The 11,691-nt window shown below is 31.0% G+C and carries 13 protein-coding genes; 11 read left to right on the forward strand and 2 right to left on the reverse strand.

Annotation, left to right across the window (positions count from 1 at the left end; translation table 11 throughout):
* Positions 1-44 precede the first annotated feature (44 nt).
* Together AC1Q8M_RS08125 and spoIISB are read left to right on the forward strand one after the other, a co-directional pair.
* Positions 45-173, forward strand: a complete 129-nt coding sequence (locus AC1Q8M_RS08125; RefSeq protein ID WP_000237818.1) for a hypothetical protein — start codon at positions 45-47, stop codon at positions 171-173.
* 72 nt (positions 174-245) lie between these two features.
* On the forward strand, positions 246-422 hold the full coding sequence (gene spoIISB, locus AC1Q8M_RS08130; RefSeq protein ID WP_000852629.1) for a stage II sporulation protein SB: 177 nt from the start codon (positions 246-248) through the stop codon (positions 420-422).
* Between the two features lie 19 nt (positions 423-441).
* Here the strand turns inward: spoIISB and AC1Q8M_RS08135 are convergent, their stop codons facing one another.
* Positions 442-831 (reverse strand): YxeA family protein, encoded by a 390-nt coding sequence (locus tag AC1Q8M_RS08135; protein WP_098400613.1) that lies wholly within the window; start codon positions 829-831, stop codon positions 442-444.
* Between the two features lie 211 nt (positions 832-1,042).
* On the opposite strand from AC1Q8M_RS08135, the gene pepD reads away from it, so the two are divergent.
* From pepD to AC1Q8M_RS08155, 4 genes are all read left to right on the forward strand, one after another.
* Complete coding sequence (gene pepD / locus AC1Q8M_RS08140) at positions 1,043-2,512, forward strand: beta-Ala-His dipeptidase (RefSeq protein WP_000287544.1); 1,470 nt, start codon at positions 1,043-1,045, stop codon at positions 2,510-2,512.
* Between the two features lie 245 nt (positions 2,513-2,757).
* Positions 2,758-3,567: a C39 family peptidase gene (locus tag AC1Q8M_RS08145; protein ID WP_000664543.1), complete on the forward strand. Its 810-nt coding sequence runs from the start codon at positions 2,758-2,760 to the stop codon at positions 3,565-3,567.
* Between the two features lie 25 nt (positions 3,568-3,592).
* Positions 3,593-4,195, forward strand: coding sequence for a hypothetical protein (locus AC1Q8M_RS08150; protein WP_098289487.1), 603 nt, complete (start codon positions 3,593-3,595; stop codon positions 4,193-4,195).
* A 290-nt stretch (positions 4,196-4,485) separates the two neighbouring features.
* Positions 4,486-5,667: an agmatine deiminase family protein gene (locus AC1Q8M_RS08155; protein WP_141532482.1), complete on the forward strand. Its 1,182-nt coding sequence runs from the start codon at positions 4,486-4,488 to the stop codon at positions 5,665-5,667.
* 464 nt (positions 5,668-6,131) lie between these two features.
* Here AC1Q8M_RS08155 and AC1Q8M_RS08160 read toward each other — a convergent pair whose 3' ends face one another.
* On the reverse strand, positions 6,132-6,383 hold the full coding sequence (locus AC1Q8M_RS08160; protein WP_000827555.1) for a response regulator transcription factor: 252 nt from the start codon (positions 6,381-6,383) through the stop codon (positions 6,132-6,134).
* Positions 6,384-6,763: 380 nt separating this feature from the next.
* Here AC1Q8M_RS08160 and AC1Q8M_RS08165 point away from each other — a divergent pair, with 380 nt between their 5' ends.
* From AC1Q8M_RS08165 to AC1Q8M_RS08185, 5 genes are all read left to right on the forward strand, one after another.
* Positions 6,764-7,642 (forward strand): helix-turn-helix domain-containing protein, encoded by an 879-nt coding sequence (locus tag AC1Q8M_RS08165; RefSeq protein ID WP_098400614.1) that lies wholly within the window; start codon positions 6,764-6,766, stop codon positions 7,640-7,642.
* 140 nt (positions 7,643-7,782) lie between these two features.
* Positions 7,783-8,061, forward strand: a complete 279-nt coding sequence (locus AC1Q8M_RS08170; protein WP_016512834.1) for an AbrB/MazE/SpoVT family DNA-binding domain-containing protein — start codon at positions 7,783-7,785, stop codon at positions 8,059-8,061.
* 525 nt (positions 8,062-8,586) lie between these two features.
* The gene (locus tag AC1Q8M_RS08175; protein WP_098855381.1) at positions 8,587-9,837 is read left to right on the forward strand and encodes a hypothetical protein; all 1,251 of its coding nucleotides are present in this window, start codon (positions 8,587-8,589) and stop codon (positions 9,835-9,837) included.
* Between the two features lie 67 nt (positions 9,838-9,904).
* Entirely contained in the window at positions 9,905-10,663 is a 759-nt protein-coding gene (locus AC1Q8M_RS08180; RefSeq protein ID WP_000347984.1) for a TSUP family transporter, read from the forward strand.
* Positions 10,664-10,915: 252 nt separating this feature from the next.
* Positions 10,916-11,575 (forward strand): CatB-related O-acetyltransferase, encoded by a 660-nt coding sequence (locus tag AC1Q8M_RS08185; protein WP_070179295.1) that lies wholly within the window; start codon positions 10,916-10,918, stop codon positions 11,573-11,575.
* Positions 11,576-11,691: the final 116 nt, after the last annotated feature.

Consider the following 11,691-nt stretch of genomic DNA (forward strand, 5'->3'; position numbering starts at 1 on the left):
AAATTGGACAATCATTCCTACACTAGCATGTAGAGGTGATTGTAGTGGTAAAAGATTATGACAATGATTTTTTTAAAGAAGATAACGAAGATACAACAGATTTCTCTTTAATAAAAGGGGATACGTTGCAGCAAGTAGAAGAATTAGAAGAAGAATTAAAAAGAAAATCATAAGTGTACACTCTTTCTACATTTGCTATATAATATAAATAAAAGGTTGTATCTTTTTGAAAAGGGGGAGAAGAGATGGCTGAAGTCAATGTACAAAAGTCTTCGTTTTTTAAAGAAAAAAAAGAAGAATCAAATACAGATTTCTCTCTTGTGAAAGGTGCATTAACGGAGAATATAAATCGGTTAGAGAAACTGATGAATAATAGTAGTTCAAAATATATACAGGTGAAAAGAACAAAAGAAAATGCATAGAGCATTTTCTTTTGTTCTTTTATTTAATAGTAAACTTTTCTCTTATTTTTTCAGGCAAATCTGCTTTCTGAATCTCTTCATAGGACTTTACTTCAATTGATGATATTTCATTTTTATTATTATCATCTTGATCTACATAAAGGCGTAAAAACGCGTCTGCATTTAATTTATGATTGTTTTCTTTTTTTATACTTCTAAATGTAATTTGTTTTTTGACGCCATCTTCATCATATGCGGGCAGCGTATAGTTTCGTAAGTTTCTACCATCTACCTTTTCGATAGTTCCTTCGCCTTTTATCTGCATGTAATATACATCTTTACCAATTCTATTTAGTGACGCTCTCTCACAGCCAATAGTAAAACTAAAAAATAATAAACATGGTGTAATAATTGCTAAAAACTTTTTCATTTTCTTTATCTCCTTTAATGTGTTTCTTTAAAAAGTATACGACTATTATTAAATGTGAAAAATCGATATAGCTTACAACGCCCTTACAATGTTGTAAGAGTGTTGTACATAAAATGAACAATAAAAGTTAAAAGAAAGGTAAAATAATGAATCGTGGTATAATGATATGAGACTTACATATTATTTTTTCATTTTGAGAGGAGCTTGAAAAATGTATTCTACTTTAGAACAATTAACAAAGCACCCTGTATTTTATCATTTTGCAGAAATTTCAAAGATTCCTAGAGGATCAGGTAATGAAAAGGAAATTAGTGATTATTTAGTGGGCTTTGCAAAAGAGCGTAACTTAGAAGTCATTCAAGATGAAGCATTAAATGTCATTATTAAAAAAGAAGCAACAGCAGGTTATGAAAATGTACCAGCTATTATTATTCAAGGTCATATGGATATGGTTTGCGAAAAAAATCAAGCAACAGTACATGATTTTGAAAAAGATCCAATTGAATTACGAATCATTGGGGACATGTTATATGCAAATCAAACAACTTTAGGTGCTGATAATGGTATTGCAGTTGCGTATGCATTAGCTTTATTAGATTCAAAAGAAATTCCGCATCCAGCACTTGAAGTCGTTATCACTACTGAAGAAGAAACGACAATGGGCGGGGCTTTTGCTATTGATCCAAATCATTTTGAAGGAAAGATATTTATAAATATTGATTCTGAAGAAGATCATAAATTACTTGTAAGTAGTGCAGGTGGTGCGAAAGCTGTTGAAACAATTCCCGTAATTTGGGATGAAACGCCAGCGAATATGGATGCATACCGTCTATATGTTGGTGGTCTAAAAGGCGGCCATTCTGGTATGGAAATTGATAAACAACGCGGTAATGCGAACAAAGTATTAGGACGAGTATTACGTGATTTATCAGCACATACGGAGTTTTACATAAGTGAAGTTCACGGCGGATTAAAAACGAATGCAATTCCGCGTGAAAGTGTAGCTACAATTTTAATTCGTACAGAAGATGTAGGACAAGTAGAAGAAAAACTAGAATCATGGACACGTGTATTACAAGAAGAAATGCGTGCTGTTGATCCAGATGTTCATGTTACACTGACAAAATTGGATGAAACAGTTGAAAAAGTATTTGCTAAAGAGACACAAAAGCAGCTTACTTCATCATTATTCTTAATTCCAAATGGCATTCAAAGTATGAGCATGGATATTAAAGGCCTTGTAGAAAGCTCAACGAATTTAGGTGTTATTGAAACGTTGCGAGATGAAATTAAATTACGTAACGAAGTGCGAAGTTCTGTAAGTAGTTTAAAACAACATGTTGCAGAAGAAATCAAATATATTGCTGAATTAGTTGGTGCTACATTTGAAATAGAGTCAGAGTATCCAGAATGGCCATACAATCCAAACTCACAAATTCGTAATTTATTTGAAAAAGTACATCAAGAAAAATACAATAAAGAAATTGAAATCTTCGCTGTACATGCGGGGATTGAGTGTAGCGCATTCGTTCAAAAGATGCCTGAATTAGATGCAATTTCATTCGGACCAGACATCTTTAACGTCCACACTCCAGATGAACATATCAGTATCTCTTCTGTAGTGAATAACTGGGGATTCTTCATTGATGTAATGAAGGGTACGAAAGAATTAGCTAAGTAATAACGACGAAATAAAAAGGAGCCTATAAAAATTTATAGGCTCCTTTTTTGTATTGGAATTTATCCCGCTATTTGCCGGGAAGCCCGATGGGTTCAACTAATAATCAGTGGGGGATGAATAAAACCACTACTGATTAAAGTTTTACTTTATGAGAAGTCATTTTTCGTTAGTATGTAATATTAAGCTTGAACAATTAATAAGGATGAATTGTTGATGTTTTTTAGTACTGATGAAGGGGTGGAGAAATGAAGGAAAGAAAGCATTTTATTGTTTGTATGTTTTTATTGTTCTTCACATTTAGTTTTATTGGTGTTCAGAAAATAATAGCAGAAGAAGTTGAATTTTCAGGAACAACAGCTCCATTGAATGTAAATGTTAGAGAGGCAAAAAGTTTAAATGCAAATATTGTAGATGTGATTCCCGGAAATACAAAAGTATCTTTTAAAGGATGGGAGTATGGTGAAGCGGTTAAAGATTACTGGACAGGAAATTTAGATAATCGTTGGTTTTATTATTTTAAAGATGGAAAAAAAGTATATGTAACGTCAGCGTATATTAATGGAAATCCTCCAAATACATCAATAGATCGTAAATTATCTGTACCTAACATATTACAAGAAAGGTCAAATTGGTGTTGGGCAGGCACTTCGGTTTCAGTTTTAAATTATTTTGGGAAAACTCCATCACAAGATCAGTACGTTAGGTATGTTAAGGGTGGATCATATAATAATCCTGCAACTTCACGTGAAATACAATATGGATTATCGGGATATGGTGTTAGCTCAGCTATAAGTTCTGGAGCAAAATCTTATGATTGGTTCAAAAGTCAAATTAATAGTAATCAGCCGATGATTGCACTCATTATGTGGCAAAATGGAGCTAACATCGGACACTTTCTAGTACTCGATGGGTTTTATAAAGGGACAAATGGAACAGATTATATAACATACATGGACCCTTGGTATGGTGATCATTATAATCATAATTTCAGTACGTTCCATAACAATAATAATTTTTGGTGGAGTGAAACTGTTTATAATATCCATGCAAACTAATAATATTAAAAGCGGGGGTTCATAAATGGGAAAACTACTTAAGCTTGTGATACCGTGCATGTGCTTAATGACTGTTATTATTTTTGCTAGTAAAATTAGTTATGCATCAAAAAATAAAAGTGAATCAGTACAATCGATTGCATTAAAAGATTATCAATATAGTAAGGGAGGTTCTTCAGAAAATTTAAGTTTTGAAAAAATAACAACATCTCCATTTTCGTTACCAATCTATGAAACAATTCCAGCACAGCAAATTTTAAATAGCTCTGAATTTAAGTATTTACTATTACCAACAAATGAAAAGCTATGGTTTATTATGAAGGATGAGCAGCCAGAAGGACTGATTGTTGCGAATGATACTGAACCGATTCGAACGGGCGGAGAAAATAGAAGTAAAGATTTATATGGATTATATAAATCAATAAAAAATAATACAAATGAAACAAAAGATATTATTTATTTCGAATTTGAAGGGCAAGGAATATTGGTAGTAAATCAAAATAATGATGAAGAAATATACCTTAGTAAAGGTGCCGCTGCCATATTAAAACTTCCTGCTGGTCAAAAAGTATTGAGCAGTGAAGTAATACAGAAAATGAAAGAGAGAATTGTAACTGCTTTTGAATAGTTAAATATAAACTGAATAAAAATATATATATGTATTTAATATGAAATTTCATGTACTGTATTATTTTCGAAAATAATACAGTACATGGTATAAAAAGGATAACAAAAAAAGAGTGTAAGATATTATGAAAAAATGATGATTATAGTAGGAATAGTTGATTCTTACTTATTTTGTATAGAGTTCGATTCAAATTGCACTTTACATTTAAAATATTTAAATAATTCAAACGGAAAAGCTTGACCTTCACACTATGTAAAGGTTTACAGTAAGACAGAAAAGGAGGTTAAGAAATGAAAAAAATAACGAATTTGTGTATGAGTGCTATACTAACCACATCTATTTTCAGTGGTTATGCTCTAGGGAAAGGGATTGAGAAAGTTCAGGCGAAGGAAATTGAAAAAACGCAAAGAAAAGATATGAAGAAAGTAGAGGTACGAAAACAAGTAGGAAAGTATACAATGCCAGATGAAAAAAGCAAACATGAAGGAACATGGCTACAATGGCCTCATGAATTTACATATGGGCAAAAATATCAGCAAGAAGTAGAGCCAATTTGGATTCAAATGACAAATGCTTTAAGCAAAGGCGAAAAAGTTCATATTGTTGCATATGATCAAGAAGAAAAAGAAAGAATTACTGAGGTTTTAATAGATCACGGGGTAAATATGGGGAAAATTGATTTCTTTATCGCACCTACTGACGATGTATGGGCGAGAGATACTGGACCAATTTTTGTTTATGATAATGACAAAAATCTAAAGATATTAGACCCAGGATTTAACGGATGGGGAAAGAAAACACCATATAAGAAAGATGCTCGTCTTCGTGAGAATCTTAGTAAACAGTTAGGAATTGAAAGAATTGATTGGAATAAATTTGTTCTTGAAGGTGGCGCATTTGAATTAGATGGTAATGGAACTGCTTTACTAACTAGAAGTGCTGTAACGAATAAAAATAGAAATGCAAAATTGTCAGAAAAAGATATTGAAAAATATATTAGTGACCTTGGGGTAACAAATTTTATTTGGTTAGATGGAGTACCTAACTTAGATATTACTGATTTTCATATTGATGGATTTGCAAAATTCCACGATAAATCTACTATTATAACATTAAACAAAAAAGATTTAGCTGAATGGGGAACGTCTGATAAAGATATTAACAAGTTGTTGCAGGCAAAAGATGCTGAGGGTAATAAGTACAAGTATGTATATCTGCCGCTAAGCAAGAATAATGTTACATTAGAAAACGGAAAGCAACTTGATTATAAAGGTTCATATATTAATTATTATATAGCGAATCAAGTTATCTTAGTACCTAACTATAATGACCCTAATGATAAAATAGCAAATGAGACGATTCAAAAACTTTATCCTGATCGTAAAGTGGTGGGGGTTGATGTAAGAGAGCTTTATAAAAATGGTGGTATGATCCATTGTATTACTCAACAACAACCAATTAATTTAAAATAATATATTTATAGTGTTTAGGGAAGTTTTCTATTTCTTATGAGAACCTGTTTATCTATAGGATAGGTAAAGATGCGATGGCATTTTTACCTATTTTATTTTATTTTTTATCCTGCATTAACGGGCAGCTCGAATGATTAAAGTTTCAGTTTATAAGTTAAGTATACCTTTCCTATAAACTGAAGAAACCCACCCTTTTTGAAAAAGCTTAATCAAAATGGATGGATTTTCTACATTAAAAGCTATACTTGCTGTTACGGAAGAAACATTGTCTAAAGGTATGTTTTTACCTTTTAAAAGTTCCTGGTACAATTAGTCTTACTAAAATATCTAAATACAATCTATATTTTTTCTTTTAGCAAGCCATACATGCCCATTACCTTCAGAATACAGAATTACCTTAAATAATAAAAGTTCAGCGACTTTTCTGTTTTTATTTGTAAATGAACCACATTATACTTGGTCAATTATTGTGCAACCTTTTCGAATAAATGATTTTCTTTATTTGAAAATAAGGGTGCATCTATAAAACCATAATGATAAACTAAAATACCTAATTCTACTCTAGAATTAATATGCCATTTTTCTTTAATATGATTAATTATCGTTGAAATTCTTCGAGGGGTAACATATATTTTTTTTGAAATTTCTACATCTGTAAATCCTTTTGCTACATAAATAGCCACTTCTAACTCTCTTTCGGTCAACATTCTTTTCATAAAATACGCTCCTTCGAAATGATTTATATAAAAATCAAAAGAAACTATTAAAAGAAATAAAGGTGGAAAATCATATTTAGTTCTTTTAATTTCGCTATTTGCGGACAGTAAGATACCCACCTCAAAATTTAGCTGTGGCAAAGAAGTCGGACTCTCTGTAAATGCCTGCCTGGAGTGGACTAATAATCAGTGGGCATGAATAAAACTCCCATTGATTATTAGTGAACCATATTTTAATAATTTCTCGTATTGTGATACAAGTTTGTAAAAGAAACTATAAATCCATATAATTAGTAATTGTAACTATATTAATTTTACATTACATTAAAAGTTGGAAAATATTCTTATACTCATAAAGTGTTACATTTGAGGGAGGAAAGATGGAATTCTACAATCTTGGTATTATTATTAAAGAACTTAGAAAGAAAAAAAACATGTCACAATCTGAATTATGCCATGGAATATGTTCACAAAGTCAAATTAGTAAGATAGAAAAAGGTATTATTTATCCATCTAGCATATTGTTGTATCAATTATCGGAAAGACTTGGTATTGATCCAAATTATATATTTGCACTAACCAAAAACAAAAAAATAAAATATATTGAAAATGTAAAATATGTAATGAGAGATTGTGTGAAACAAAAACAATATAATGAGCTTTACGAAATAGTGAAAAAAGAGAAAAACGAAAATAATTTCCAATCAAAAGAAGATAAACAATTTCTATTATGGCATGAAGCGATTGCTATATATTATGTAAATGGAGCAACAATTAATGCTTTTGACATTTTAAATAGAGCACTAAAACAAACCTTAAGTAGTAGTAACTTTTTATCAGAAAAAGAAATAAGCATAATGAATTCAATTGCTATAATACATGCAGAAAATAAAGAGTATGAGAAAAGTATAAATATATTAAAACAAAGTTTAATTAATTTTAATAAGATAGAATTTCCTAGAGAAAAAGAAATCAAATTAAGACTCATTCATACGTTAACAAAATGTTTACACCTTGCAAATCAATATGAAGAAGCAATAAAGTATAGTGAAATAGGCATAAAATTAGCCATAAATATGAATACTTTATACTTATTAGGTGAATTATTCTTTGAAAAAGGTGCAATTTTATTAAAAGTTCAGCACTCTAATGAAGTTGGTTTAACATACATAAAAAAGGCATTATTTATATTTGAATTAACAGAAAGAAAACAATATGTAAAAATGATCAAGGATAAATATATTAAAAATCAAGAATAAACAAGAAATAATTCTAACATAAGTTATTCCTAATTGGTATTTATTCCTAAAAAAAGTGCTGTAATACGAACTATTCCTAATTGTTGTTTATTGCTAAAATAAGTACCGTAATATTAGATAAAAATAAAGGGTGGCATTTTATGAAAACAAGAGGGATTACTCGTAAAGCAGATAGCATGGGGCGTATTGTTATTCCAATGGAAATAAGACGGAGTTTAGGAATTGTAGAAAAAGATTCTCTTGAAATGTTTATAGAAGAGGATCAGATTATTTTACGAAAATATCAATCTCCAAGAGCTTGTGCACTTACAGGGGATATTTCAGACAGCAATATTTCGTTAGCGAATGGGAAGATTATTGTAAGTCCAAACGGCATGGAACTGTTAATAAAGAAGTTACAGCAATATCTTTTAAAATAAAAGGTAAGTAAGAAATTTAAAATAGAATATACTTGGAAAAAGGTCCTCTATCACCATTTAGGGGACCTTTTTATTGTTATCAATAAAATTGAGAGGCCGTAGTTGGTTCAATGAAATACGAATTACCTTATAAATAGTCTGACTATTTTTTATAAAAAAACTATTTATTTACATTTTTTGGTTTCGTGTTATATTTTTAGTGTCAATATATTTATCTTGAAAATTCTGATTTTAAACTCGGGAAAACTTTAGGAAATGAAATACTCTTACTTGAATTGAAAATCATATAAACATAGTTTGAAAGTAAAGTATGAAAATGAATCAGATTTTCAAATTAAATTTGCCAATTTAACGGAGATTCGTGGGGGAAATGTGACTAAGAAGAAATCTCTTATACTCCACGTTTTTTATCTGTAAATTGGTAGTTCTAATAGCTTTGAAGAAAAGCAAAGGAGCAAAAAAGAAGTAGGTAGTTCATTTAATAGAAGATATGGTGTGAAAAAATAAAACAACGGAGGTTTTATAATGAATAAAGGAATACTGCAGATTACAGAAATTGAAGAAATTACTATTCCGAATCTATTGAAGGATAAAATGAAGAATCTGATAGAAAATGAATTAAAAACTCATAATCCTTATACTTGTGATCAAGAAATAGCAGCATATTTTTCAAAAGAGTGGCTTAATTGTTTGATTGACTATTCAAAGAAAAATCCGAATTCAGATATGAAAAACCTACTACATATGATAAAAATAGCGAATTGTGGTGGGAACGTACCGCCTATCCTTATTAAAAATACTCCATGTGATCCTATAGAAACACTATTACCTGGGGAGAATCGCAAAGGTTTTAATTATGGTGAAGACGAACACGATAGAATGAAAAAATATTTTTATGCAGAATGGGTCACATGGCTTTTTGCCACACTTTTTAATTATGATGCTTTAATTCACCCATCCGAACATGCAGGGAAAAATAGATTTCATCTTATTTCGCCTTTAAATAACGATGAAGTTTTGCGAAATGTCGGTGCAAGCACCGGTGGCGGGAACTTTTATCAACATAACGATGCCACAGTGTATACAGATATGAAAGACCAGTCAGATATTGAAGCGAGATTGAATACATTCAATACAAATTTAGAAATTGTATCAAATAGACTTAATAAATCCGTGGAACGAATAGTGTCTGAAATTACTTGTGGTAAATTTACTAGAGTTGATGCTCTTTTATTAAAAGGAGTGTTAAATTTAAAAACTCAAACTCATATTGGAACGCCAAAATTACTTCAAAAGCATCTTGAAGAAAATCACTTCAGTAAAGATGACATATTGGCGATAAGTAAAATGCCTATTGCTCATATCGCAGGAATGGCTGATGGTGAAATATCTGGATTTGTAGGGGAAATAAACCAAATTATATTTTTGGATGATAATGGCGATATTATTGCAACTTGTTTAAATGGAGCAGAAAATAGATTGATTTATGTGGGAGAAAGTGAAGAAGAAAAATTGAAATTTGACATGTTTTTAGAACTCTTACGAACAACGCCTACTTATAAGGTTCCACTAACATCTGAAGATTTATTACTTATACCAAATTCATACTATGGTAAACAAACAAATGTAACTCATGGTAGAGAAAGGTTATCTGAGGAAGAATATAAAATCCCGATTGGAAATAATAAATACGGAAGAAGAATTGTTTGCAGGCAATACGTTTCCAGCCGATTACGTGATCAGAAAGAAAGTTACTTTAAAGATTTAATTAACTAGTTTAAAGAGAGGAGGGAAGATGGGGAGGTTTGGGGTATAATAGCTCAAGCCTTCCCATATTCTTTGTATGGATTTTACTATTGAATTACTCATACTACTATTTTTAGTAGCTGTATTAGCAGGATGGATAGATACGATTGCTGGGGGCGGTGGTATGATAACTATCCCGATAATGTTATTAGTAGGTATGTCTCCTTCTGTAGCGATAGCAACTAATAAACTACAAGGGAGTAGCGGAACCCTCATGGCAACAATGATTTTTATTAAGAAGAAAGAAATTAATCTCAAAGATATGCGTTTGTCCATCTTAATGACCTTTTTGGGATCCGTTTTCGGTGGATGGCTTGTTTTACAGATACGGGCAGAATATCTAATCATGATATTACCTTTTTTACTTATTATTATTGGTCTTTATTTTCTATTATCTCCAAATATAGCAAACGAAGATCGACCGAGAAAAATAAGTATGTTGTTGTTTGCGTTAACAGTGGCTCCATTCCTTGGATTTTATGATGGCTTCTTCGGCCCAGGAACAGGTAGTTTAATTGCTTTAGCATTCATTCTTTTATGTGGATATAGTGCTACAAGAGCAACTGCAAATGCTAAGATCTTGAATTTTACAAGTAATTTCGCCGCTTTGTTATATTTTATTATTTTTGGCCAAATCGATTGGACAATTGGGTTGATTATGATGCTTGGTCAAATTATAGGATCATATATTGGAGCGAAGATGGTGCTTACAAAAGGGACGTCATTAATACGACCAATAGTGGTTATTGTTTGCTTTGTCATGGCAATTAAAATTTTTTTACAAAATATGAACTAAATGTAATCAAAATATTATTTGGATCAAAGTTAGAGTGTTTTCATGTTCTTATTGCAGTATTACGCTGTTTAAGATGTGTTCAAAATTACACAATTTGACTAGTGTAATGTATTGCGTTATGCTTTTTTTAGTATAAAAGAAAGGCTTGAAGATAATGATTCGTCGTTTGAGAAAGCTAAAAAATGTAGCTGTCGTAGTAAGCTTCTAAGTAAATAGCAAAATATATAATACTTAGAAGCGAGGAATAAAGTTATGAAGTATCCATTATTTAATCATTGGTCAGAAACACAGTATATAAAAGATATAGTAACAAATCCACTCATTGAAGTGGGAGAGTACTCCTATTATTCAGGCTATTATAGTCATCAAAATTTTGAAGATGGCTGTGTAAGGTATTTGTGGGGGGATGCTAAGTCTCAAGCACTTTTCAATCCAATTGAACAGATGGGATGGCATCTTGATAAACTCATTATTGGGAATTATGTTTGCATTGCAAGTGGAGTAGTCATTTTAATGGGTGGTAACCATAATCATCACTCAGAATGGATTACAGTATATCCATTTGCTGAGCAAATTAAACAATCATATGAACCTAAGGGAGATACAGTCATTAAAAGTGATGCTTGGATTGGAATGAATGCTATAATAATGCCTGGCGTTACTATTGGTGAAGGTGCAATTGTTGCTGCAGGATCAGTCGTAAGTAAAGATGTTCCGCCGTATACAATAGTTGGTGGAAATCCTGCTAAGGAAATAAAGAAACGATTCACTGATACAGAAATAAACATGTTAATGGAAATGCGTTGGTTTGATTGGGATAGGAAATTGATTGAGAAGGCAATTCTGCTGTTATCTAGTCCATCCATCGAACCATTATTTGCTTTTTATAAAAATGAAGTGAAAAATAAATAAATCAGTTAGAAAAACTACATCCAGTATAGGGTGTAGTTTTTTATTTTTTGTAACTGTGGAACAAATGTATTATTTAGATTGTCTATTAACTGTAATCCTAAAAAAATATGAAAGTG

This window comes from Bacillus sp. GW823-FHT06A10, assembly GCF_058795375.1.

Excerpts from the sequence above, each read along its gene's own strand:
- AC1Q8M_RS08180 (WP_000347984.1), top strand. The coding sequence starts at position 9,905 with ATGGATTTTACTATTGAATTACTCATACTACTATTTTTAGTAGCTGTA.
- AC1Q8M_RS08185 (WP_070179295.1), top strand. The coding sequence starts at position 10,916 with ATGAAGTATCCATTATTTAATCATTGGTCAGAAACACAGTATATAAAA.
- AC1Q8M_RS08145 (WP_000664543.1), top strand. The coding sequence starts at position 2,758 with ATGAAGGAAAGAAAGCATTTTATTGTTTGTATGTTTTTATTGTTCTTC.
- pepD (WP_000287544.1), top strand. The coding sequence starts at position 1,043 with ATGTATTCTACTTTAGAACAATTAACAAAGCACCCTGTATTTTATCAT.
- AC1Q8M_RS08170 (WP_016512834.1), top strand. The coding sequence starts at position 7,783 with ATGAAAACAAGAGGGATTACTCGTAAAGCAGATAGCATGGGGCGTATT.
- AC1Q8M_RS08175 (WP_098855381.1), top strand. The coding sequence starts at position 8,587 with ATGAATAAAGGAATACTGCAGATTACAGAAATTGAAGAAATTACTATT.
- AC1Q8M_RS08150 (WP_098289487.1), top strand. The coding sequence starts at position 3,593 with ATGGGAAAACTACTTAAGCTTGTGATACCGTGCATGTGCTTAATGACT.
- AC1Q8M_RS08160 (WP_000827555.1), bottom strand. The coding sequence starts at position 6,383 with ATGAAAAGAATGTTGACCGAAAGAGAGTTAGAAGTGGCTATTTATGTA.
- AC1Q8M_RS08155 (WP_141532482.1), top strand. The coding sequence starts at position 4,486 with ATGAAAAAAATAACGAATTTGTGTATGAGTGCTATACTAACCACATCT.
- AC1Q8M_RS08135 (WP_098400613.1), bottom strand. The coding sequence starts at position 831 with ATGAAAAAGTTTTTAGCAATTATTACACCATGTTTATTATTTTTTAGT.
- spoIISB (WP_000852629.1), top strand. The coding sequence starts at position 246 with ATGGCTGAAGTCAATGTACAAAAGTCTTCGTTTTTTAAAGAAAAAAAA.
- AC1Q8M_RS08165 (WP_098400614.1), top strand. The coding sequence starts at position 6,764 with ATGGAATTCTACAATCTTGGTATTATTATTAAAGAACTTAGAAAGAAA.